General features: G+C 70.4%; 25 protein-coding genes and 2 pseudogenes. 17 read left to right on the plus strand and 10 right to left on the minus strand.

What is annotated here, in order from left to right:
- Positions 1 to 541: 541 nt before the first annotated feature.
- Positions 542 to 1,393, minus strand: a complete 852-nt coding sequence (locus BGP79_RS16285; RefSeq protein WP_143588265.1) for a hypothetical protein — start codon at positions 1,391 to 1,393, stop codon at positions 542 to 544.
- A gap of 306 nt (positions 1,394 to 1,699) precedes the next feature.
- A pseudogene (locus tag BGP79_RS02090) lies at positions 1,700 to 2,737 on the minus strand (ribonuclease Z).
- A 123-nt stretch (positions 2,738 to 2,860) separates the two neighbouring features.
- Here BGP79_RS02090 and BGP79_RS02095 point away from each other — a divergent pair.
- The 6 genes from BGP79_RS02095 to BGP79_RS02120 all read left to right on the plus strand — a co-directional run bounded on the left by BGP79_RS02095 (position 2,861) and on the right by BGP79_RS02120 (position 7,098).
- Complete coding sequence (locus BGP79_RS02095) at positions 2,861 to 4,543, plus strand: HNH endonuclease signature motif containing protein (protein WP_076692981.1); 1,683 nt, start codon at positions 2,861 to 2,863, stop codon at positions 4,541 to 4,543.
- 64 nt (positions 4,544 to 4,607) lie between these two features.
- Positions 4,608 to 5,177: a hypothetical protein gene (locus tag BGP79_RS02100; protein ID WP_143588266.1), complete on the plus strand. Its 570-nt coding sequence runs from the start codon at positions 4,608 to 4,610 to the stop codon at positions 5,175 to 5,177.
- A 10-nt stretch (positions 5,178 to 5,187) separates the two neighbouring features.
- Positions 5,188 to 5,403, plus strand: coding sequence for a hypothetical protein (locus tag BGP79_RS02105; RefSeq protein WP_076692983.1), 216 nt, complete (start codon positions 5,188 to 5,190; stop codon positions 5,401 to 5,403).
- Positions 5,404 to 5,421: 18 nt separating this feature from the next.
- Positions 5,422 to 5,793: an RNA-binding S4 domain-containing protein gene (locus tag BGP79_RS02110; protein ID WP_076692984.1), complete on the plus strand. Its 372-nt coding sequence runs from the start codon at positions 5,422 to 5,424 to the stop codon at positions 5,791 to 5,793.
- A 38-nt stretch (positions 5,794 to 5,831) separates the two neighbouring features.
- Entirely contained in the window at positions 5,832 to 6,473 is a 642-nt protein-coding gene (locus tag BGP79_RS02115) for a TetR/AcrR family transcriptional regulator (protein ID WP_076692985.1), read from the plus strand.
- Positions 6,457 to 7,098 carry a VC0807 family protein gene (locus tag BGP79_RS02120; RefSeq protein WP_076692986.1) on the plus strand — a complete coding sequence of 214 codons (642 nt, stop codon included), beginning with the start codon at positions 6,457 to 6,459 and terminating at the stop codon, positions 7,096 to 7,098. The genes BGP79_RS02115 and BGP79_RS02120 overlap by 17 nt, the downstream gene beginning before the upstream one ends.
- Here BGP79_RS02120 and BGP79_RS02125 read toward each other — a convergent pair.
- Positions 7,070 to 8,224 carry an EAL domain-containing protein gene (locus BGP79_RS02125; RefSeq protein WP_233121011.1) on the minus strand — a complete coding sequence of 385 codons (1,155 nt, stop codon included), beginning with the start codon at positions 8,222 to 8,224 and terminating at the stop codon, positions 7,070 to 7,072. The genes BGP79_RS02120 and BGP79_RS02125 overlap by 29 nt on opposite strands.
- 38 nt (positions 8,225 to 8,262) lie before the next feature.
- Complete coding sequence (locus BGP79_RS02130) at positions 8,263 to 8,439, minus strand: DUF1059 domain-containing protein (RefSeq protein WP_076692987.1); 177 nt, start codon at positions 8,437 to 8,439, stop codon at positions 8,263 to 8,265.
- A 304-nt stretch (positions 8,440 to 8,743) separates the two neighbouring features.
- Here BGP79_RS02130 and BGP79_RS16290 point away from each other — a divergent pair, with 304 nt between their 5' ends.
- The 3 genes from BGP79_RS16290 (at position 8,744) to BGP79_RS02140 (ending at position 10,894) form a co-directional block, all read left to right on the plus strand.
- On the plus strand, positions 8,744 to 9,382 hold the full coding sequence (locus BGP79_RS16290; protein ID WP_143588267.1) for a DUF6318 family protein: 639 nt from the start codon (positions 8,744 to 8,746) through the stop codon (positions 9,380 to 9,382).
- A gap of 352 nt (positions 9,383 to 9,734) precedes the next feature.
- Positions 9,735 to 10,340 (plus strand): hypothetical protein, encoded by a 606-nt coding sequence (locus BGP79_RS16080; protein WP_143588268.1) that lies wholly within the window; start codon positions 9,735 to 9,737, stop codon positions 10,338 to 10,340.
- A 35-nt stretch (positions 10,341 to 10,375) separates the two neighbouring features.
- Positions 10,376 to 10,894: a GNAT family N-acetyltransferase gene (locus BGP79_RS02140; protein WP_076693298.1), complete on the plus strand. Its 519-nt coding sequence runs from the start codon at positions 10,376 to 10,378 to the stop codon at positions 10,892 to 10,894.
- On the opposite strand, the gene BGP79_RS02145 is transcribed toward BGP79_RS02140, so the two are convergent.
- Both BGP79_RS02145 and BGP79_RS17085 read right to left on the minus strand, forming a co-directional pair.
- Positions 10,891 to 11,076 carry a DUF6480 family protein gene (locus BGP79_RS02145; protein ID WP_369800146.1) on the minus strand — a complete coding sequence of 62 codons (186 nt, stop codon included), beginning with the start codon at positions 11,074 to 11,076 and terminating at the stop codon, positions 10,891 to 10,893. The genes BGP79_RS02140 and BGP79_RS02145 overlap by 4 nt on opposite strands.
- A gap of 52 nt (positions 11,077 to 11,128) precedes the next feature.
- Positions 11,129 to 11,188, minus strand: a pseudogene (locus tag BGP79_RS17085) (hypothetical protein); the annotation flags it as partial.
- 119 nt (positions 11,189 to 11,307) lie between these two features.
- Between BGP79_RS17085 and BGP79_RS02150 the strand changes: the two are divergent.
- Positions 11,308 to 12,105, plus strand: coding sequence for an SDR family oxidoreductase (locus BGP79_RS02150; RefSeq protein WP_076692988.1), 798 nt, complete (start codon positions 11,308 to 11,310; stop codon positions 12,103 to 12,105).
- A 107-nt stretch (positions 12,106 to 12,212) separates the two neighbouring features.
- Positions 12,213 to 13,205 (plus strand): DNA topoisomerase IB, encoded by a 993-nt coding sequence (locus tag BGP79_RS02155; protein ID WP_076692989.1) that lies wholly within the window; start codon positions 12,213 to 12,215, stop codon positions 13,203 to 13,205.
- Here BGP79_RS02155 and BGP79_RS02160 read toward each other — a convergent pair.
- Positions 13,192 to 13,833, minus strand: a complete 642-nt coding sequence (locus BGP79_RS02160) for an endonuclease (protein ID WP_076692990.1) — start codon at positions 13,831 to 13,833, stop codon at positions 13,192 to 13,194. The two genes, BGP79_RS02155 and BGP79_RS02160, sit on opposite strands and share 14 nt — an antisense overlap.
- Positions 13,834 to 13,921: 88 nt before the next feature.
- Here BGP79_RS02160 and BGP79_RS02165 point away from each other — a divergent pair, with 88 nt between their 5' ends.
- A complete protein-coding gene (locus BGP79_RS02165) occupies positions 13,922 to 14,638 on the plus strand; it encodes a lipoate--protein ligase family protein (RefSeq protein ID WP_076692991.1) in 717 nt (238 codons plus the stop codon).
- A gap of 45 nt (positions 14,639 to 14,683) precedes the next feature.
- Entirely contained in the window at positions 14,684 to 15,526 is an 843-nt protein-coding gene (locus BGP79_RS02170; RefSeq protein WP_083701540.1) for a thioesterase family protein, read from the plus strand.
- 27 nt (positions 15,527 to 15,553) lie between these two features.
- Here the strand turns inward: BGP79_RS02170 and BGP79_RS02175 are convergent, their stop codons facing one another.
- The 3 genes from BGP79_RS02175 to BGP79_RS02185 all read right to left on the minus strand — a co-directional run bounded on the left by BGP79_RS02175 (position 15,554) and on the right by BGP79_RS02185 (position 17,722).
- The gene (locus BGP79_RS02175) at positions 15,554 to 16,195 is read right to left on the minus strand and encodes an MBL fold metallo-hydrolase (RefSeq protein WP_076692992.1); all 642 of its coding nucleotides are present in this window, start codon (positions 16,193 to 16,195) and stop codon (positions 15,554 to 15,556) included.
- Positions 16,195 to 17,280, minus strand: coding sequence for an S-(hydroxymethyl)mycothiol dehydrogenase (locus BGP79_RS02180; protein WP_076692993.1), 1,086 nt, complete (start codon positions 17,278 to 17,280; stop codon positions 16,195 to 16,197). Before BGP79_RS02180 ends, BGP79_RS02175 begins: the two co-directional genes overlap by 1 nt.
- Positions 17,281 to 17,443: 163 nt before the next feature.
- Positions 17,444 to 17,722 carry a mycoredoxin gene (locus tag BGP79_RS02185; RefSeq protein ID WP_076692994.1) on the minus strand — a complete coding sequence of 93 codons (279 nt, stop codon included), beginning with the start codon at positions 17,720 to 17,722 and terminating at the stop codon, positions 17,444 to 17,446.
- A 115-nt stretch (positions 17,723 to 17,837) separates the two neighbouring features.
- Here BGP79_RS02185 and BGP79_RS02190 point away from each other — a divergent pair, with 115 nt between their 5' ends.
- The 4 genes from BGP79_RS02190 (at position 17,838) to BGP79_RS02205 (ending at position 21,303) form a co-directional block, all read left to right on the plus strand.
- A complete protein-coding gene (locus tag BGP79_RS02190; RefSeq protein ID WP_076692995.1) occupies positions 17,838 to 18,083 on the plus strand; it encodes a DUF2630 family protein in 246 nt (81 codons plus the stop codon).
- 23 nt (positions 18,084 to 18,106) lie between these two features.
- Positions 18,107 to 18,583 (plus strand): hypothetical protein, encoded by a 477-nt coding sequence (locus BGP79_RS02195; protein ID WP_076692996.1) that lies wholly within the window; start codon positions 18,107 to 18,109, stop codon positions 18,581 to 18,583.
- Between the two features lie 117 nt (positions 18,584 to 18,700).
- Positions 18,701 to 20,308, plus strand: a complete 1,608-nt coding sequence (locus BGP79_RS16830) for a tetratricopeptide repeat protein (RefSeq protein WP_233121013.1) — start codon at positions 18,701 to 18,703, stop codon at positions 20,306 to 20,308.
- Positions 20,305 to 21,303, plus strand: coding sequence for an HAD-IIA family hydrolase (locus BGP79_RS02205; RefSeq protein ID WP_076692997.1), 999 nt, complete (start codon positions 20,305 to 20,307; stop codon positions 21,301 to 21,303). Before BGP79_RS16830 ends, BGP79_RS02205 begins: the two co-directional genes overlap by 4 nt.
- The last annotated feature ends 73 nt before the right edge of the window (positions 21,304 to 21,376 follow it).

The raw sequence follows: 21,376 nt of genomic DNA on the forward strand, positions 1-21,376 counted from the left end.
GTTCTGGTTCGCCGTCCACAATTCTCACCCGGGACGATCCACGCTGCCGTCTTCACGTATCGAGTCCGTGACGCGTCGTCCGCCATCGAAAGGAGGTCGGCGGGGCGGGACAGCTTAGCGCCTGCCGATGCGTATGTCGTCTCCCGCCGAGACGCGGGCGACGATCCTCGGAGTGCCGTCCTCACCTCGCCGAGGAGATGGAGCAAGTAGCGGCAGTCATCGTGATCCGCCGTCGTGACGCTACGGATCGCGGGCATTGATGGCTCCGCGGAAACACTGACGCTGGCCCACGACGTGAGGTCGTCGAAGGCGAACACGGTGAAGGACGCGTCGTCGGGGCTCCACCCGACGAAGTGGCGCTTGACCTTTCGAGGATCACGCACCGGGGTACTGCCGCGAGGATTCGTTGTAGACGCCGCAGGTCCGACGGAGATGAAGGACGGCGGACGTTCCGTCGCACGTTCTCGTGAACCAGGACTCCGCCGCGGTCGAGGAGGAAGATGCAGTACAGCTCCCGCACGCACGACAGGAAGCTTGTGGACTAAGCCGTCCGCGGGGCTCTACCGGAGGACCGGGATGTCAACCGTTCGTGATTCATCGACGCGAGCAATGCGGTGGCCAGGCTGTCCGCGAATCGGGCGAACCGCACGGGCGTCAGGTCTTCCCGGAGTTCGCGGGCGAGTAGCGCATGCGGGCCGTCGTCCTCGCCAGGCAGCGGCGCAGTGCGATGACTTCGCGCGGGGGCGGCAGCCTCAGCAACCTGGAGATCTCGTTCGAGGATCAACCGCCGACCGGGCGCGATGTCGTCGTCGAGCCACGAACGCGATTCGCTGCCTTGGGGTGAGCCGAGGGGCCTTCGCTGCGACGTCGGCTGGGCAACCCGGCTGCGCTCGGCCTGGGACGCCCGCGGTGTCGGCGTGGACCGCGGCCGTTGTCTGGTGACGGCAGGCGTGATCGGTGCCAACCACGTGGCACGCGACGTGGACGGAGCCCGGAGTCGTTCGGTCGTCACCTCATCGCCGTGTCGCGCAGGGACGGGTGCTTCACTCGGCGCCTCCGTCTGCAGGAGCGACGTGTTCCGGTTCTCCCGCATGATGGTGCGAAAGCGTCGCTCGATGTAGGCCCGGGTGCTCGTCACGAGATGCGGCGGAATCATCCCGCCCGGCTCGAGTGTCGTGCCCTGCGCAGCGAACGCCGCGATCAGGAATTGTTCGTCCACACCATTCACTGCGGCGTAGTGAGCAATCGATCTGGGCGCTGAACCCGCCGTGAGGGGCCCAGGCGACGGCGCCGGTGTATCGCTCACTCGTGCTGACGTGGTCTCGCGTTCGATCGCCCGCTTCAACGCGCGCAGCGCCGCCAGCGTGTCAGGCCCGACATCGAGACCGCTCATCGGACGTAGTTCCTCCTGCCTGCCGGGAGACCAGGGGCTCCAACGAGAGGACCGCACCAGCCGGGTGCGTCGACCATCACGGCGTGATCGTTCCTTTCCCGTGCCAGCAGAACGACGATGTCTTGGTCTTCCTCAGTGTCTGTCGGAACTGTCCGGCATCCCGTAAGTCACCGGACGGGCTGACCTTCGACGTCAGCGCCCTCTATGACGCGTGCGACTCTGAGGCCACCGCCGCTTCAGGACCGAGCGCTGCAGGGATTTCCAGTCCCACCGATGCCGGCGGCCGGCATCAAGAATCGACGGCGCTCATACGGACCGAGACGAGGACCCCGGGATTCCAATAAGCGTGCCGGCGGCTCGGGCAGGGACCGCCGGCTCCACGAGCCCCGCGACTTCTCGCATCCGCCCAGGCTTAAATGAGCAGAGTGACCGCGCCAGATCACGCCTCCGCCTCAGTGCCCGTACCCTCGCTTGGGGAACATCACCCCGGTCGAGGTCGTTCGCGGCGACGACGGTCGCTGATCCCGCCTGCGCCCGTGCCTGTTCCGCGAGCGGCGCGACGTCGGTGTAACGCGACGAGAAATGCGTCAGAACGAGGGTGCCGACATTGTTCCGGCCCGCCAGCGCGCCGGCCTGTCCCGCCGTGAAGTGCCGATACTGCGCCGCCAGGTCGGCGTCGACGTCGGCAAACGTCGACTCGGCGACCAGGACGTCCGCACCCTCGGCCAGCTCGTCCGCGCCGTCACATGGCGCGGTGTCCATGACGAAGGCGAACCGCTGGCCGGGACGGGGCACGCTCACGTCCTCGAGTCGGACGGCGCCGAGTCGTCCCTCGCGCTGCAGCCTTCCGATGTCGGGACCCTCGATGCCGGCGGCCACGAGCCGGTCCGGCAGCAGCGTGCGGCCATCCGGTCCGACCAGCCGGTAGCCCGTACGCCTCGATGCGGTGGTCGAGCGGCCGCACGTGCAGGCCGTCGGCGATCTCACCAGGGCCACCGTGCGGGTGCAGTCGCAGGTCGATGCCCGGCGTAGCGAGTTCCACCAACGCCCGGACCGCCGGCTCACCCGACGCGGGGTAGTGCAGGTGCACCCGGTAGGCGACGCCGTCGAGCGCCATCCGCGAGAGCACCCCGGGCAGGCCGAAGCAGTGGTCGCCGTGCACGTGCGTCAGGCAGATCCGCGTGACCTGGCTGGCCGAGACACCGGCGAGAATCATCTGCCGCTGGGTGCCCTCGCAAAGTCGAACAGAAGCCCCTCGCCGTCCCACCGCAGCAGGTAGCCGTTGTGGTTGCGCTCCCGGGTCGGCACCTGAGACGCGGTGCCGAGGACGACGAACTCCCGCATGGGTCGAGTCTGGCACGGGCCTCTCGACGTCGTGGAGCGCGACGTTCTCCCTCCACAGTACTGAGCTGTCCACAGCTGCCGGCGCACGTGAGTTTTGTCGGTGGCGGCTGGTTGAGTGAGGTCATGGAGGCACCCACGGACGTTGGCCCGTCCAGCAGCACAGCCCGACCGCCGTCGGTCGATGATCCGCTGCCCGGTCTCGACCTCGTCGAGGTCGGCGCGGTGTCCTCGACGCCGAGCGAGGTCGACGTTCCGGTCGCAGCGTCGGAACTGGTGGCGCGACTGTCCACCATCACCGTCGGCTCGGATCTCGACGCCGGCGTGAGTGCGCTGGAGGATGTCCGGCGGCTCGAGTCGTGGGTGGCGTCGACGAAGTATCGGATCCTTCGCGAGACCGATCACGCGGCGCAGTGTTCCCATGCGCGGTGGATCGACGGCCATCCGCAGCGCGCGTTCGACGACGACGTCGCGCCGGGACTGTCACACGCCGCACGGCTGGCGGTGGGGGAGCGCAGTGCGATCGCCGAGATCGCCTGTGCGCTGCACGTCAGTGAATCGGCGGCTCACCTCCTGCTCGATCAGGCCGAGCTGCTGGCCGAGCACCTGACGCGGACGGCGGCGACCCTGCGCGCCGGAAGCATCACCGCGCGTGCGGCCCAGCTGATCGCCCAGGAGACCGCCGACTACGTCGGTGCACTCCCGGCCGTCACGGATGAGGCGGCGGAAGACCGTCTCCGGTCAGCCATCGATATCACCGAAGATGCCTTGCTCGAGGCCGCCAGCAGCGGAATGACGCCGGCTCGCCTCGGTGTCCGTGCGCGCCAGGTGAAAGAACGCTGCCACCCGTCCACCTTCGAGGAGCGGGAATGCGCCGCCCGCGCGGAGCGGTTCGTGCGCATCACACCGGACCGGGACGGGATGGCTAGGTTGACGGCGCTGCTTCCGGGCGCGGTGGCGTTCACCATCGACGGACGACTGTCGTCGATCGCTCGGAGTCTCCGGGAGGCGGAGCGTTCCGAAGCGACCGTGGACTCGTCGTTCGGTGCTTCGTCGGCTGACTACGCCGATGCCGGTCGGGCACCAGGCGGAAGACAAGCGCCACGGACGGTCACGCAGATGCGCGCCGACGTCCTGGCTGATCTGCTCAGGGGTCTGATTCCGGACAACCCGGGACAGACCACGACCGTGGACGCGGCTGGCCCCGGGCGGGACCGTCATCGACGCGGAGACGGTTCGCATCGCGACGCCACCGACGACCCGGTCCCGCAGGTACTGCTCACGATGTCGGCCGAGACCTTCCTCGGAGGCGAGGATCCGGCGCACCTCGGCGCCTTCGGACCGATCGCAGCCGCCGACGCCCGGGTCCTCGCGACGGCAGCCACCTCCTTCCTGCTCGGCATCACAGCTGGTCACGGCGCCACACCGGACGGACCATCCGGCGGAGGGAGGATGATGCCGGTTCTGGTGACCAACGGTGCTCAGTACCGGATTCCCGCGGCCCTCCGCCGGGCGCTGGCCGTCCGCGACGGTACCTGCCGTTTTCCCGGATGCGGCCGCTCGGCCGCCCGCTGCGACATCGACCACGTCACCGCCTGGGCCGACGGCGGCAGCAGCGAACCGGGCAATCTGGCGCACCTGTGCCGCAAGCACCACGTCCTCAAGCACCACTCCGGATGGTCGGTCGACCCCGGCAGCTCTGCCGGGGTGCCACCGAGAACCGCCCCCGACACGGCGGCTCGCCTCGTCTGGACATCGCCGTCAGGCCGGCGGTACCCGACCGAGCCGGACGACCCGCCACCCTTCTGACGTGCCGTCTCGATAGGGGCCCGACGTCGCTGACTCTGTCGGAGCCGGCGGCTACCCTGACGCCGTGAGCATGCGCGAGAGAACGAGGCCGTTGACGTTCTTCGCGCCCGAGGTGCGGGCACTGCGGTTCATCACCCGCTGGCTGTTCCTGTTGAAGACACCGATCGTCCTCGCCGTGATTGTGGCCGTCGTCTTCCTCCTGCTGCCGATGCCGGTCCGGGACGGCACTGTCACCTGGCTGCGCCAGACCGGAGAGATCATCTCCGGCTTCGCCCCGGCCGCGATCGTCGTCACCGCCGTGGTTGCCGGCGTCGTCGCCTACTGGACCATCCGGCAGAAGAACGACGCCGACCGTCGCGCCGAGTGGTGGCGCCGCATGCAGTGGGCCATCGACGCCTCGCTGGCCGGCCCTGAGGCCGGCGGGAATGAACAGCGCGCCGCCGTCGCTTCCGATGTCCTCGAGGAACTGTTCGACAGCGGCCTCCGCACCCCGGAGGATGCCGACCTTGCCGACACCGTGTCCGCGGCGGTGGAATCGGCCGCGCTGATCGCCGAGGCGGAGGCAGCACCGACCGGCCCGGACTCCGACGACAGCGACGACCGAAGTGACACAATAGGACCAGCGACATCCTGAGGAGGTTCCGATGACATCCGAGCAGCACGCCGGCCGCCATGTCAGCTCTGAGGCGCCTGCCCCGCGGGCATCCCGCCCCCGCGGCTACACCGAGCAAGGCGGCAAATTCGTCGTCTCCATGCTGTCCTCCGGCAAGACCCACGTCGTGAGCACCGAGGCGCGGGCACGCATGCTGGTCAACGCCGACCGCATCGCCCTGAGCGCCCAGCGCCACCGCACCGCGTGAGCGCACCCGTCGAGACCCGTGCCTGAACCCGCCGGCTCCGTCCGCGTCGATGCCTGGCTGTGGGCGGTGCGGCTCTACAAGACCCGCTCGGCGGCGACGGCGGCCTGCCGCGCGGGCCATGTCCGGATCGACGGCAATCCCGCCAAAGCGGCGCAGACCGTCGTGCCCGGCACCACCGTCCGCGTGCGGCAAGAGGGCTTCGACCGCACCCTCGAGGTCACCCGCCTCATCGCCAAGCGCGTCGGCGCGCCCGTCGCGCAGCAGTGCTACATCGACCACACCCCGGCGCGCCCGCGCGTCGTCATTCCGCAGGTGCCGGTCCGCGACCGCGGCACGGGGCGCCCGACCAAGAGGGACCGTCGCGAGATGGAACGGTTGCGCGGACGTTGAGCCTTTCCTGATCTGACCGCACGTTCTAGAATCTGACCGTGCGGTCAGATGCGACGGAGCGGCAGTTCACCTTCATCGAGCGCGCTCGTCGGGCTCAGATCCTCGCCTGTGCCACGGCGGCTCTCGCCGAGCGTGGTTACGCCGGCGCCACCCTCGCGGACATCGCTCGCCGCGCCGGAGTCAGCAAAGGCGTCGTGTCCTACCATTTCGCCGGCAAGGACGACCTGCTCGATCAGCTCGTCGCCGACTTCTACGGCCGCGCCGGTACTAGCATCGCGGCGCGCGTCGAGGCAGCGGACACCGCCGCGGATCGGGTGCGCGGCTATCTGGAGGCGAACCTCGCCTTCGTCGCCGAGCACGCCGACGGGGTGCGCGCCGTCCTCGAGATCGTCGCGAATCGGCGCGACGCCGACGGCGCGCTGCACTTCCGGCCCACCGGCAGCGACCCGCTCGTCGACCATCTCGCCGGTCTCCTGGCGGAGCTGCCCGGCGTCGGCCCGAAAGCAACGCACGCCCGGAACCTCGCCATCGTCGTCCGCGCCGCCATCGATGCGGCCGCCGGCCGGCTGCTCACCGAGCCGACCTTCGACCCGGCCGCCTACACGCGTGACCTCGTCCGGCTAATCGAGACGGCTCGGCTGACCGAGACGGCGGGAAATTCTCATGACCAGCACGCGTGAGCGCCGGGACGGGCGTCTCGGCTTCCTCGGCATGCTCGCTCTCGACGTGGCGCTGCCGCTGGCGCTCTTCTACGGACTCCGTGCCGCTGGTGTCGGCCCCTGGTGGGCGCTGCTGATCGGCGGCCTGCCGGCGCTGATCAGGCTCGCCGTCGGGGTCGTCCGTCGCCGGCGGGTCGACCGGATGAGTATGTTCGGTTTCAGCGTGCTGGTCGCCGGCACAGTGATGGGCCTGATCACGGCGGACACCCGCCTGCTACTGGCGCGGGAGAGCCTCGTCACCGTGGTCGTGGGCGTCTGGATCCTGACCACGGTGGGGGCGCGCCGCCCCGTCCTGTTCACCGCCACGGAACGGATGATGCCGCCCGCAGCTGCCGTCGAGTGGCACCGCAGTTGGGACACCGACGCCCGCTTCCGGCGGATGCTGACCGTCATGACCGTCGCCTTCGGCCTCGCGTTCCTCCTCGACGCGGCGGCCCGCGTCGTCATGGCGTACACATTGCCGGCCGACGTGGTGCCGATCGCCTCGGCCGGCCTGCTCGTCGTCATGCTGATCGGCATCGTCCAGACCGGTAAGGTCTACGCCCGCCGGCGTCTGCTCAGCTCATCAGCTTCGTCACCGCGGTGATCAGCCGCTCCAGACGAGCGACGCCGAGATACCGCCCGGCGGCGTCCGTGACCAGCAGGGGCTCGAACCGTTGGGCACCCGGGCGGGTCACCGCGCGCTCGAGCGCCTCGGGCAGGGGTGTGTTCACGTTGACCCGCATGCCGGGGGCGGTGGCGAGCAGGTCGGCGGTCGACTCGACCACGGCGATCGGTCGGTCGACGTCATCGAGCTGCACGACCGCCTGCAGATGTGGACCCTCGGCGAACAGGGCGGGGGCATCGGTGAGGTCCGTGACCGTCGGCACCACCTCGAGTGCGGCCCTCACGGTCCGCTCGCCGTCGTCGAACTCACGCTCGGGGGAGAGATGAGGATGCGCGGTCGAGGCAAGTCGCAGCGCGACGGACTGGTCGACGGGCATCCACGGCGGACCCGGCCGCGCCAGGTGGTAGCCCTGTGCGAGCGGGACGCCGAGGTCGACGAGGGTAGCCAGTTCCTCGGCGCGCTCGATGCCTTCCGCGAGAACCCAGGCGTCGATGCGGCTGGCGAAAGTGCCGACCATCTCGACGAGGGCGCGCTTGGTCTCGTCGATGTCGACGTCCTGGATGAGGCCGCGGTCGATCTTGATCAGTGCCGGCCGGAGCCGTACGAGGTGTGCCAGGCCGGCGTACCCGGAGCCGGCGTCGTCGATGGCGATGAGCGCACCGGCGGCGCGCAGCTGGTCGAGGTCGGTGTCCAGTTCGGCGTAGGAGTCGATCGGGGCCTGCTCGGTCAGCTCGACGACGACGCCGCTCATGTCGCCGAGTTCGCGCCACACGGCACGGATGGGCTCACTGCCGAGCAGGTCGGGGGAGACGTTGATCGTCAGGAAGCAGTTGGGGGGCAGCGACCGGCGGTGGCGGAGGGCGCAGCGCAGGGCGGCTGCCTCCAGTTCGGCCACGCAGCCGTGGTCGCGGGCCACGGCGAACCATCGCTCGGGGTTGCGTTCCTCGAACCCGGGGAATCGGGCGAGGGCCTCATAGCCGACGACCGTGCCGCGAGCGACGTCGACGATGGGCTGGTAGGCGGTCTCGATGGCGCCGCGGGCGAGGGCCGCGCCGGAGAGGACGTCCTGGAAGCGTGCGGACCAGACGGGATCCGGTGCGATCACCACCGCACCGGACGCCGTCGGCTCCGGCGTCGAGCCGGTCAGCGGACCGTGACGATGGCGTCGCGGACGGACTGGGCCAGCTCGGGCGTCACCTCGGTCAGGCCGTGAGCGGTGGCGGCGTGCTGGGCCACCTGGAACAGGACTTCCTCGTCGGTGCTGCAGACCCAGCGGGCCTGACAGCCGGGCACGACGTCGCCACAGGCGAAGGACTTCATGGACACTCCCTGGTCGAACGGTCGGCGGTCCCTTCCCTGGACCGCACACCCCTCACAGGAGGGGTGCAGAAGGGACTATCGGATGCGGATCGACGGCGGAAAGGCGGATGGCTTCGGATTCTCCGGACCCGGGGTGTGGATAATCCTGTGGCGTGGATCACGGCCTCCGGTACGCTGTGTCGCACGAGCGTGGCGGTGTGCGCGGTGGTGGATTCTCTTCGGCCGATGGGGCCGGTGGGACTGACCGAGCGGGGGACACATGGTGTCAGCGGGAACGAACGTGCGGTGGCGGTGGGTAACGTCCGTGGTCGGTGCTGTGGTGCTGGCGGTGGGGGCATCGGGCTGCACCGGTGGTCCGGGTCCGACCGGGAGCCCGCCGACATCCGGGGGAGCGACGGCCTCGCCGGTGGTGTCGGTCAGCAGCAGCCCGACGGCGACGGTCAGTGCCACGCCGACGCCGGATCCGCGCCCGACCGCCGGCAGTGCCAAGGGCCCTGCCCGCAATCTGCCGAAGCCGACCATGCCTGCCGCCGCGAAGCAGAAGACGGAGGCGGGGCTGAAGGCGTACGCGGCGTACTGGGTGGCGGCGTTGTCGTACGGTTTTGAAGCGACCGACACATCTCTCGTTCGGAAAGCCTCTGCTCCCGGCTGTGTGGACTGTGTCAGCCTTTACGATTCCATCGATAGGAAGGTGCCGAAAGGCGGCTGGGGCGCGGGAGGGAAACTCACCCCAGAATTTCAACTGCGCGACGGATTTGTTCCTGACGTGAATGGTCAATACATCGTGCTGAACGCTCTCAGTCAGGCCCAGTACAACGTCTTCACTTCAAACGGTCGATCAGCTGGTAATAACATCGGTCGGACTAAAGTGGTATTCCTGCTCGCACTCGAGTTCCTCAACGGCGAGTGGAAGTTGGTGAATTATGACCCACTCAAGACTTAGGGCGCTCGGCATCCTCGGTTTATCGGTCGCGACCCTGCTTGCAGCAGGACCTGCATACGGTAATTCTGACAACGGAGATGTGGGGATCGGCGCAAGCTCTGATGATGCAACCAACCAAATATTCACCGGCGTGATCGGGAAGGCCAAGCCCGGAACGGTGACCGTAGGTGGCGAAGCCATCCCGGCCGGAAAGCCCATCATCACCGTCGCTCAGACCGATCCGAAGGTCTCCTACGAGGTCCGCTACGACACCATCTGCAGTGGGCAGAATCCGAATCAGAGCTGCGTCTCCGACTCCATCTGTGCCGACAAGCCCGGTAATGCCGGCTACCGAGTCGCCATCAGGGCGACCGTGAGCGGGAAAGCAGGTCAGTGGGAGCCCACCGGCGGCGTGTTCTGCAGCTTGGACGGTCTTCCGGTTCTCGCTGCCCCCGACGGGAAACCGGTCAAGATCACCTCGCCCACCGTCACCGTCGACGACCTGCGCCGGCTCAACGTCCTGGCCGCCTCGAGCGTGGTCCAACCGTCCCCGCACACCCTGCGCGGAGTCGAGACCAACGTCTACGCCGTCGGCCGCACCCAGGTCTTCACCACCCGCATCCAGACCTTCGACGTGACGATCCGCGCCATCCCCGTGGCCTACACCTTCCACTACGGCGACGGCACCAGCCTCGGCCCGGTGGAGAGCCCCGGCGGCCCCCTGTCGCGGGCGCAGTGGGGCGCGAAGACCGCCACCAGTCACCTGTACCGGGCGACCGGGACGGTCGGCGTCACGGTGAGCACCATCTACCGAGGCGAGTACACCTACAACGGGCGCCCCTACCAGCCGATCGCCGGCACCATCAGCGTCGACAGCGCCCCCGTCGGGCTCACGGTCTGGCGAGCGAAGGCGGCCAACGTCGCCGACAACTGCGCCGCCGATCCCGCCGGCTGGGCCTGCGGCCTGCCGACGCGCTGAGCGTGTCGACCTCGGAGCCCCGCTACCGTGATCGGGTGCTCCCAGCTGAAACCTCGCGGCTACGCTTCCGTGAGATGACCGATGACGACCTGGACGCCATGGCGGCGCTGCTCGGAGACCCCGTGGTCATGACCTACTACCCGGTTCCGAAGACCCGCGAGCAGGCAGCGGCCTGGATCGCCTGGAACCAGCGGAACTACGCCGAACACGGCTATGGCCTGTGGATCGTCGAGACCCACACCGGCGAGTTCCTCGGCGACTGCGGCCTGACCTGGCAGCGGGTCAACGACACCAGCAGGCTCGAGGTCGGCTATCACATCCGTGCCGATCGGCAGGGACGCGGCTTCGCCACCGAGGCCGCAGCCGCCTGCCGGGATCTCGCCCGAGAGACCCTGGGATCGCCGGAGCTGGTAGCCATCATCGACCCACGCAACTCCGCGTCCCGGCGCGTGGCCGAGAAGATCGGCATGAGCCACCTCGACGACGACACCACGGGCTCGGTCCCCGTGCGCACCGTCATGGGCATGACGCTCGATGCCCGCAACGAACGCTAGAGGCGCAGCACTCCGGTGCCGAGCGGCAGGACGACGCCGGTCATGGTGAAGAGGCCGACCGCGCGGCCGATGAAGAACAGGATGACCAGCACGACGACGATGCCGATCGCAATGATCCAGAGCGCGTTGAACGTGCGGGGAGCCTTGCCGCGCTCCTCCTCGTGACCGATGTCCTCGGCCATGCTTCCCTCTGCCGGCGGCGTCTCGCCCGGGGGGGACACCGCCACCGGGCTCGAGACCGGTGACGCGCTGCTCTTCCGGATCCGGGTTGCTACTCATCGGATCGCCCTCCATTCGCTGTCAGCCGCCCTGACCGATCGGCACGTCCACTCTTGCATGCTTGCCGCGAGATTCGAAAGCATGCTTAGGGGGCAGCCGACCGGCTGCCCTCCCCGAGATACCAGGAGCACGCTGTGGCCTTCACACCAAGCCGAGCCATCGTCACCGGATCCGATTCCGGCATCGGACGTTCGACCGCCGTCGCCCTCGCCCGCGCCGGCATGGACGTCGGCATCACCTGGCACTCCGACCAGGACGGCGCAGAGGAGACCGCCCGCGCGGTCCGTGATGAGGGCCGGAACGCCGCCGTGCGCCAGCTCGACACGAGCGACCTGACCGGGTGCGGCGACGTCATCGACGCCCTGGCCGAGGACCTCGGCGGCCTCGACGTCTTCGTCAACAACTCCGGCACCGGCGACGGCACACCCTTCCTCGAGCTCGACCTCGAGACCTGGCGGACCACCGTCGACACCAACCTCACGGGCGCCTTCGTGTGCCTGCAGCGCGCCGCCCGACGCATGGTCGACGCCCATGATGGCGGTCGCCTGATCGTCGTCACGAGCGTCCACGAGACCCAGCCCCGCGTCGGCGCCTCCGCCTACGACGTCTCCAAGCACGGGCTCGGCGGCCTGGTCAAGACGATGGCCCTCGAGCTCGGCCGGCACGACATCACCGTCAACGCCGTCGCCCCCGGCGAGATCGCCACCCCGATGAACGACGCCGAGGCGGAGGACGCTTTCCGGGAGAAGCGGCCCGGGATCCCGCTCGGCCGGCCGGGCAGCCCCGACGAGATCGCCGCGGTCATCGCCTTCCTCGCCTCTCCGGCGGCCAGCTACGTCACGGGCGCCTCCTGGCCGGTCGACGGCGGCATGCTCCAGATGGGCCCGCAGGCCGGCTCCCACCTGACCAGCGACGACTGGCGCGACGCGTGATGAACGGCCCGCGCCGACCTCTCGGTGATCGAGAGACCGTGCCGTAGGCTGCTCACAGCAAGCCTGCTGATCATCGGCGAGGCGTGGGACGAACGGCGGGAGGGCCGGTGGCCGGCAAGCAGAGCGAGCGACTGAAGAGGGCCCGGCCCAACGGCCCCGGGTTCATCCGCAAGGGCCGCGGCAAGGGCTTCGAGTATCTGGACTGGAACGGCAGGAATGTCACCGACGAGGCGATGAAGGACCGGTTCGCCGCCCTCGCGATCCCGCCGGCCTGGGCCGACGTCTGGATCGCCCCGACGGACCGGGAGCACATCCAGGCGATCGGCACCGACGGCGCCGGTCGGCGCCAGTACATCTATCACGAGCGCTGGACCGGCCGGCGATCCAGCGTCAAGTACGAGCGGTCGCTCGACCTCGGCTCCCGCATGACCCGGGTGCGGCGCGCCGTCTCCCGCGACATCGCCCAGCGCGACGACGAGCGGCTGCGGTGCCTCGCAGCTGCCGTCCGTCTGTTCGACTACGGGTCGCTCCGGATCGGGGGCAAGAAGTACGCTCAGGACAACGGCTCGTACGGGGTGTCCACCCTGCTCGCGCGTCACGTCTCGGTCGATGGCGACACCATCCGGCTGCGGTTCAAGGGCAAGTCCGGCAAGGAGTGGGACCTGCTCCTGGACGACGACCAGCTCGCCGACTATGCCCGCGACCGGGGCGGTCACGGCGGCAACAAGCGGTTCCTCTCCTACCGGGTCGGCCGGAAACGCGTCGGCCTGACCAGCCAGGACATCAACCACTACATCGCCGACATCGCGGGCGGCGAGTTCACGGCAAAGGACTTCCGCACCTGGAAGGGCACGGTCACCGCGGCGATCAGCCTGGCCGTGGCCGGGGAGACCGTCGGCGCGTCCGCCTCGGACAGCGCCAAGGCCCGCGCCATCTCCCGGGCGATGCGCGAGACCGCCGACACCCTGCACAACACCCCCGCGATGGCCCGCAACAGCTATGTCGACCCGCGCGTCATCAGCCGGTTCCGTCGGGGACGGGTGATCAAGACCGGCGTCAGTCCGGACCGCGCGACGGTCAAGCTCCTCAGCTCCCGCTGAGCAGGCGCTCCGCGAGGCGATCGTCGAGGGCCACCCGCACGCACGCGGCGACCAGGACCGGGAAGTCCTCGGCCGAGACCAGCGCCGCGAGCTTCGCCGGATCCGTCGGCAGCCCGACGCGGGCCGCACCGTCGGCCACCCGCTGGTCCGCGAACGGGGCCAGGACCGGCCAGACGCCCTGCACCTCCCGGCAGAAGATCGCCGCTCCGGTGGGGCCGATGCCGGGGAACTCCTGCAGGGTCCGCAGCACCCCCGAAGCGTCCTCCGCCTCGTCCCGCAGCCGCCGCAGGTCGCCGTGCCACCGCTCCTGCACCAGCTCGGCGCACTCGGCCAGCCGGGTGGCCATGCCCTCGTCGTACCGGCGGTAGTGCGCCCGGCCGAGCGCGTCGACCCGTTGCTGCCAGGTCGAGTCCCGCAGCCGCTCGGGCGTCGTCCAGCCCGCGTCGAAGAGCTCGCGGGCCGCTGCGACGGCGATGTCCGCCTTGATCCGGGTCGAGAGCACCGTGACCAGCACGAGCAGCTGGTACAGCGGGGCGGGGGCGTCCCGCAGAGTGATCCCGGCGTCCTCGGCGAAGGTCGTGCCGCAGGCGTCCAGGAGCGCATCGACGGTTCTCGCGTGGCTGGCCATGACCTCATGATGTCGCGGCGTCGGACCGGAGGACAGAGGCCGTGGCATCCTGTGGATATGTGGGCGGACGGGCGAGGCGGGGCGAGACGTGGCTGAGGGGCTGTTCACCGAGCACCTCGAGGTGGTCGTGCAGGACACCACCTTCGGTGCCGCGCAGGACCTCGACTACGCACTGCGCCTGCTGGCGGCCGCACGGGAGGGCGCCGTCGCGCCGACGGTGCGGATCTACCGGCCCCGGCCGACCGCCGCCTTCGGCCAACGGGACGTGCGACTGTCCGGCTACGCCGCAGCCACGTCCCGATGCCGTGAGGCCGGCTACACACCCGTCGTCCGCAGGTCAGGCGGCCGGGTGGCCGTCTACGACGAGGGCGCCGTCATCATCGATCACGTCCAGCCCCACCCGGACCCGATCGTCGGCTCCCAGGACCGCTACCAGGAGTTCTCCGCGGTGATCGCGGACGCTCTCGAGCGGGCAGGCGTCCGCACCGGCATCGGCGAACTACCGGGGGAGTACTGCGCCGGCGAGCACAGCGTCTTCGGCACCGACGGGGTGCACCGCGCGAAGCTGGTCGGCGTCGCTCAGCGCGTGATCGCCGGCGCCTGGCTGATCAGCGCCGTCGTCAGCGTCGAGGACACCGCCTCCCTGCGCACCCTGATCACCGACGTCTACGACGACCTCGAGCTGCCGCTGGACCCCGGCACCATCGGCGCGGCCACCGACTTCTCCCCCGCGCTCACTCCGGACACCTTAATCGAGCACCTGGTCTGGGCCTACGGACGCCGCACCGACCTGACGGTGCGTTGAGCCGACGTCGCCGAGGCACCGCCCGTGCTTGATAGCGTGGCGGGCGTGACTCATGCCGCCCCCGAGGAGCACGACGCCGTGCCCGCCGAGAACCCCGTCAGCTACTATCGCGATCTCGGGGACGGAAGGTGGGAGTCGACCCGCGCCGTCCAGGGCGCCTGGAACGAGCACGAGCAGCACATGGCGCCCGTCACCGGCCTGCTCACCCGGGCGCTGCTGCGGCACGAGGCGCGTCCCGGCCTGCGGCTGGCCCGGATCGGCTGCGAGATCCTCGGCCTGATCCCCGCCGGCGAGTTCACCATCGAGACGACGACGCTGCGGCCCGGCCGGACGATCGAACTGGTCCAGGCCGAGATGATCGCGAACGGCCGCGCCGTCGTCCGCGCCACCGGGTGGCGGCTGGCGACCACGGACTCGACGCCCGTCACCGGTCTGACCGTGGACCCGCTGCCGGGCCCGGACGAGGCGGAGCCCTACCCGATGACCGAGAAGTGGGGCGGCGGGTTCATCGAGTCGCTCACCGGCCGGGTACTGCCGGACCACCAACCGGGCCGGGGCCGCGTGTGGCTGACCACCGACCTGCCGCTGGTCGAGGGCGAGCAGACCGGCGCACTGGAGCACCTGATGGGCATGGCCGACGCCGCGAACGGTGTCGCCACCCGCGTGCACCCCGCCGGCGGCTGGATCTTCCCCAACGTCGACCTGCAGCTGCACCTGTTGCGCGAGCCGGTCGGGGCGTGGCTCGGGCTGGACGTCTCGGTGGACTTCGGGCCCGACGGCGTCGGCATCACCTCCACCGTCCTGCACGACGAGATCGGGCCGTTCGGCCGGTCCCTCCAGATCCTCACCCTCCGAGAGATGCCCGGCGCGCAGCAGCCGACCCCCTGAGGGGCCGGCCGCTGTCTCGCGACGGAATCAGTGGCCCCGGTCGATCCACTCCTGCCGGTGCGGGGCCTCGTCGCCGATCGTCGTCGCCGGCCCGTGCCCGGTCAGAACTTGCGTGTCCGCAGGCAGGGTCAGCAGCCGATTGCTGATGGAGTCGACGATGGTGCCGAAGTCGCTGTAGGAGCGGCCGGTGGCCCCCGGGCCGCCCTGGAACAGCGTGTCCCCGCTGAAGAGGGTGGCCTTGTCCTCCCACAGGAAGCACGTGGAGCCGGGGGAGTGGCCCGGCGTGTGGATGGCCTCGAGGGTTGCGCCGGCGACGGTGAACCGCTGCCCGTCCTCGATGGCGTGATCCGGCGCGGTGCCAGGGAAGACCTGGTCCCACAGCACGCGGTCGTTCGCGTGCAGGTACACCGGCGCGTCCAGCCGGGCCTTGACGTCCGCGACCTGGCCGATGTGGTCGTCGTGCCCGTGGGTGAGCAGGATGGCCGTCACGGTCCGGCCGCCCACCGCCTTCTCGACGGCGTCGGCGTCGTGTGCGGGGTCGATGACGACGCACTCCGTGTCGTCCCCGATCACGTACACGTTGTTGTCCACGTCCCAGGTGCCGCCGTCGAGGGAGAAGGTGCCGCTGGTGACGAGGGTGTCGACGCGCGTGGGTCCGTTGCCGGCCATCAGAGCTCGACCACCGAGCGCAGCACCGTGCCGGCGTGCATCTTCTCGAAGGCGGCCTCGATGTCGTCCAGTCCGATGCGCTCGGAGACGAACGCGTCCAGGTCGAGCCGGCCGAGCTTGTACTGCTCGACGAGCATGGGGAAGTCGCGGGACGGCAGGCAGTCGCCGTACCAGGAGGACTTCAGCGAACCTCCGCGCCCGAAGACGTCCAGCAGCGGCAGCTCGAGCGTCATCTCCGGCGTCGGGACGCCGACGAGGACGACGCGGCCGGCGAGATCACGCGCGTAGAAGGCCTGCCGGTAGGTCTCGGGGCGGCCGACCGCGTCGATCACGACGTCGGCGCCGAACCCGCCGGTGAGTTCGCGGATCGTCTCGACCGGGTCGGACTCGGACGAGTTGACGGTGTGCGTGGCGCCGAGGTGCTCGGCCCTGGTGAGCTTCTGCGGGTCGATGTCGACGGCGATGATCGTCGTCGCCCCCGCGAGCTTCGCGCCGGCGACGGCGGCACAGCCGACCCCGCCGCACCCGATGACGGCGACGGACTCACCGCGCTGGACGGCGCCGGTGTTCATGGCGGCGCCGATGCCGGCCATGACGCCGCAACCGAGCAGGCCGACCGCCGCGGCGTCGGACTCCTCGTCGATCTTCGTGCACTGGCCCGCCGCGACGAGCGTCTTCTCGATGAACGCGCCGATGCCGAGGGCCGGGGAGAGCTCGGTGCCGTCCTCGAGCGTCATCTTCTGGGTCGCGTTGTGCGTGTTGAAGCAGTACTGCGGCTGGCCCTTGCGGCAGGCGCGGCACTCGCCGCACACGGCACGCCAGTTGAGGATCACGCGGTCGCCGACGACGACCTCGGTGACGCCCTCGCCTACCGCGCTGACGCGGCCGGTGGCCTCGTGACCGAGCAGGAACGGGTAGTCGTCACTGATCCCGCCGAGCTTGTAGTGCAGGTCCGTGTGGCAGACGCCGCAGGTGATGATGTCGACCAGGGCCTCACCGGGACCGGGATCCGGCACGAGGACCGTCTCCAGGGTGACCGGCTCGTTCTTGCCCTTGACGACGATGCCCTTGACCCGGTGAACCATGCTGTGACCTCTTCCGACGGTGGCGTTGTCCGTGTGGTCGCAGCCCGGTCGGGCCGCCGCCGCACGGGATGTCAGCGGGATGCGATCCCACCGCCATCCTACGGAGGCGGCCACCGGCCGGGGCAAGCGGGGACCGGATGGTGACGCCGGTCGGTTCCCGCTGCTACAGGCCCAGACGGGCCTTGACCTCCTTGGCGGAGGGGTTCGTCGCGTTGGAGCCGTCCGGGAAGATGACGGTCGGCACGGTCTGGTTGCCGTTGTTGATCGCCTCGACGAGGTCGGCGGTGCCGGGGGTCTCCTCGATGTTGATCTCGGTGAAGCCGATGCCGTCGGCGGACAGCTGCGACTTCAGCCGGCGGCAGTAGCCGCACCACGACGTCGAGAACATGGTGATCGAACCGGCGTCGGGGGTGAACTCGGTGATGTCGGCGGTCTGGGCCATCGGATTTCCTCTCGTGCGAATGCGTTTCACCGACACAACGGGACGGCAGGGGACGGCATTCCCGCGCGTCCGGCGTCCGACGACGACGGTCGGTGCCCGGTGCTAGATTCGCAGTATGTCCGAGCAGAGCAGCAACGCGTCGATCAACTCCTCCATCAACGACCTGATCGCGGAGGAGCACGAGCTCCGGAACAACCCCGACAAGTCCGACGAGAACCGGCAGCGCCTGCGGTCCGTCGAGGCCGAGCTGGACCAGTGCTGGGATCTGCTGCGGCAGCGGCGCAGCAAGGCCGAGTTCGGCGACGACCCGGACCAGGCGCACGTCCGTCCGGCCGCCGAGGTGGAGAACTACCGGAACTGAGCACTCCGACGGGAGACGAGCCGATGTGGGAGGAACCGAGTGTCTTCTCCCCGTTCTCGCACGCCCCGGCCGGCGACCCCGAGCCGAGTCCGGAGGCGCGCGGACCGCTCGTCCTGACGGCGACCATCGCGGCGCCCGTCGACGCCGCCTTCCGCGCGCTGACCGACAGCATCCACCTGTGGTGGCCGCTCGGCACGGCGAGCACATGGGGCGAGGACGCCTACCTGGAGTTCGAGGGCGACGCGCTGGTGGAGACCGGGCCCCGCAACGAGACGGCTCTCTGGGCCCAGGCGCGCGGGTGGCAGCAGGACCGCTGGGTCGAACTCGAGTGGTCGCCCGATGCGCCCGTCCTGCAGGCGTCGACCGTGCTGGTCGAGCTCGACGAGGCGGCGGGGACCGCGGTGATGTGGCGGATCGAGGACGCGCACCCGCTGGACGCGTGGGCGGACGCCTTCGAGCGCTATGTGCGCTTCCTCGGCGGCCGCAGCGACCTCGACTAGACTCGAGTGTCGAAGTCGGCACCCCGGACCCTCACCGGTGAGCCGCCGACCACAACATGCATAGGGGAGAGCGGTCCGCCCACGCGGTGCGCCGAGCACGAAGGATGGAGCACACACATGGCTGACGGCACAGGCGACGAGCGGCGCGGACCCCGACGAGGACCCGGAGGGTCCGGACGGTCGGGCGAGTCGCGCGGCAACACCGGTGCGGGTCGTGGCGGATCGTGGCGTGACCGGCCCCGTCGGGACGACCGCGCCGGCGGTGACCGACCGCGCCGGGACGATCAGTCCGGTGGCGATCGGCCGCGTCGTCCGTGGGAGGACCGCCCGCGCCAGGGTGGGCAGTCCGGTTCGGATCGGCCGCGTCGTCAGTGGGAGGACCGGCCCCGTCGGGATGACCGTGCCGGTGGTGACCGCCCGCGTCAGGGTGGGCAGTCCGGTTCGGATCGCCCGCGTCGTCAGTGGGAGGACCGTCCCCGTCGGGATGACCGTGCCGGTGGTGACCGCCCGCGCCAGGGTGGGCAGTCCGGTGAGCGCCCGCGTCGTCAGTGGGAGGACCGGCCGCGTCGCGACGACCGTGCCGGTGGTGACCGCCCGCGTCGCGATGAGCAGTCCGGTGATCGCCCACGCCGTCAGTGGGAGGACCGACCGCGGCGCGATGACCGCGAGCAGGTCGAGCGCGAGCAGCAGGCCACGCATCACGACCTGCGGCGCTCCAACCGCGCGGACCGGGCGAAGTCGCCGGACATCGACGACGACGTCACCGGCAGCGAGCTCGACAAGGCCGTCCGGGCGCAGCTGCGCACGCTCGAGTCCACGAACGCCGACTGGGTCGCCAAGCACCTGGTGATGGCCGGTCGCTACCTCGACATCGATCCCGCTCTCGCCTTCGAGCACGCCCTCGCAGCCAGTCGCCGCGGCGGTCGGATCGGTGCCGTGCGCGAGGCGGTCGGGATCACCGCCTACGAGGCCGGCGACTTCGCCGAGGCTCTGCGCGAGTTCCGGACGTTCCGCCGGATCAGCGGCTCGAACGAGTACCTCGCGCTGATGGCCGACTGCGAGCGGGGCCTCGGCCGGCCGCAGAAGGCGATCGAGCTCGCCGGCAGCGTCGACGTCGAGAGCCTGGACACGCCGACGCGGGTGGAACTGGCGATGGTCGTCTCCGGCGCGCACGCCGACCTCGGGCAGTCCGACGAGTCGCTGAGCGCCCTGGAGATCCCGCAGCTGGACATCAACCGCGCCTTCTCCTGGAGTCCACGGCTGTTCCTGGCCTACGCGGACGCCCTCGACGCGGCCGGGCGCACCGGTGAGTCCGAGCGGTGGCGCGTGCAGTCGGAGCGGGCCGAGCAGGCGCTCGGCGTCGGGGATTTCGCCGAGCCGGACATCATCGACCTCGGCGAGGACGACGAGCCGGAGGACCGGCGCGGCCGCGACCGGCGGGACGACCGTCGGTCGGACGCCGGCCAGGAGCGCGACGCCGACGCGGGCCGCGACATGGGCGCCGACGATGCTCCGTCGGCTGACGTTGCCGCTGCGGAGCCGGATGCGGACACGACGGTGGACGACGCGTCGGAGTCGGCTGAGGACTCCGACGTGGACCGCGATATCGATACCGACGATGGCGCTCCGGCGGCCGACGTCGCTGCCGCGGAACCGGATGCGGACACCGACACCGACACCGACACGCAGCACGACGCTGACAGCGACCGCGGACCCTCCGCGTGAGCGATGAGCCCCGGGACGGCGGCGGTCGGCTCATCGATCGATTCGACGGACTGCTGTGTGACCTGGACGGCGTCGTCTACGCGGGGCCGGGCGCGATCCCGCACGCCGTCGAGGCGCTGAACCGCGTCGTCGAGTCCGGCCGCGCCGTCGGCTACGTCACCAACAATGCGTCGCGGTCCCCGGCGGACGTCGCCGCCCACCTGGTGGAGCTGGGCGCCCCGGCGAGTGAGCGCAGCGTCGTGACCTCGGCGCAGGCCGGCGCGCGGTTGCTCGCCGAGAAGCTCACACCGGGCGACGCCGTGCTGGTCACCGGCAGCGACTACCTGGCCGCCGAGGTGCGCCGCGTCGGGCTGACCCCCGTGACGTCCGCCACGGACGACCCGCGCGCGGTCATCCAGGGCTTCGACCCGTCGATCGGCTGGGTGCACCTGGCCGAGGCCGGGTACGCCATCAACGCCGGTGCGCTCTGGGTGGCCACGAACACCGATGCGACCATTCCCCGGGCTCGGGGGATCGCCCCCGGCAACGGGACCCTGGTCGGCGCCGTGCGGGCGGCCGTGAACGTCGATCCGCTCGTCGCCGGCAAGCCCGAGGCGCCGTTGTTCGCCGCAGCGACCGCCGAACTCGACCTCGACGATCCGCTGGTGATCGGTGACCGGCTCGACACCGACGTCCTCGGCGGCAACAACGCGGGCCTCACGTCGGCGCTCGTGCTCACCGGTGTCGATTCCGTGCACACCGCGATCGCCGCCGTCCCCGGTCAACGGCCGGACCTGCTGCTCGCAGACCTGCGGGACCTGTTCGCCGCCGTGGCGGAGGTCGAGCCGGACGTCGACGGGTTCCGCTGCGGCGACGCCCGTGCCCGGGTGGACGGGGATACCGTGCTGGTCGACGGCGCCGAGGAGGACGACCTCGACGGCTGGCGTGCCGCCTGCGCGGCCTGGTGGGCAGCCCACCCGGACGACGCCGCGACGCCGCACGTCACGTTCGGCTGAGCCCGGCCGGCTGGACGCAGCCGGTCCCGCAACGCGCCGACGTCGACGGGGTTACAGCGCTGTATCCCCGATG

Origin of the sequence: Tersicoccus sp. Bi-70 (assembly GCF_001968825.1) — a bacterium.
Classification (GTDB): domain Bacteria; phylum Actinomycetota; class Actinomycetes; order Actinomycetales; family Micrococcaceae; genus Tersicoccus.

Excerpts from the sequence above, each read along its gene's own strand:
- BGP79_RS02175 (WP_076692992.1), bottom strand. The coding sequence starts at position 16,195 with ATGGCCGGCAACGGACCCACGCGCGTCGACACCCTCGTCACCAGCGGC.
- BGP79_RS02130 (WP_076692987.1), bottom strand. The coding sequence starts at position 8,439 with ATGAAGTCCTTCGCCTGTGGCGACGTCGTGCCCGGCTGTCAGGCCCGC.
- BGP79_RS02105 (WP_076692983.1), top strand. The coding sequence starts at position 5,188 with ATGACATCCGAGCAGCACGCCGGCCGCCATGTCAGCTCTGAGGCGCCT.
- BGP79_RS02120 (WP_076692986.1), top strand. The coding sequence starts at position 6,457 with ATGACCAGCACGCGTGAGCGCCGGGACGGGCGTCTCGGCTTCCTCGGC.
- BGP79_RS02190 (WP_076692995.1), top strand. The coding sequence starts at position 17,838 with ATGTCCGAGCAGAGCAGCAACGCGTCGATCAACTCCTCCATCAACGAC.
- BGP79_RS16830 (WP_233121013.1), top strand. The coding sequence starts at position 18,701 with ATGGCTGACGGCACAGGCGACGAGCGGCGCGGACCCCGACGAGGACCC.
- BGP79_RS02195 (WP_076692996.1), top strand. The coding sequence starts at position 18,107 with ATGTGGGAGGAACCGAGTGTCTTCTCCCCGTTCTCGCACGCCCCGGCC.
- BGP79_RS16285 (WP_143588265.1), bottom strand. The coding sequence starts at position 1,393 with ATGAGCGGTCTCGATGTCGGGCCTGACACGCTGGCGGCGCTGCGCGCG.
- BGP79_RS02180 (WP_076692993.1), bottom strand. The coding sequence starts at position 17,280 with ATGGTTCACCGGGTCAAGGGCATCGTCGTCAAGGGCAAGAACGAGCCG.
- BGP79_RS02160 (WP_076692990.1), bottom strand. The coding sequence starts at position 13,833 with ATGGCCAGCCACGCGAGAACCGTCGATGCGCTCCTGGACGCCTGCGGC.
- BGP79_RS02185 (WP_076692994.1), bottom strand. The coding sequence starts at position 17,722 with ATGGCCCAGACCGCCGACATCACCGAGTTCACCCCCGACGCCGGTTCG.
- BGP79_RS02145 (WP_369800146.1), bottom strand. The coding sequence starts at position 11,076 with ATGGCCGAGGACATCGGTCACGAGGAGGAGCGCGGCAAGGCTCCCCGC.
- BGP79_RS02095 (WP_076692981.1), top strand. The coding sequence starts at position 2,861 with ATGGAGGCACCCACGGACGTTGGCCCGTCCAGCAGCACAGCCCGACCG.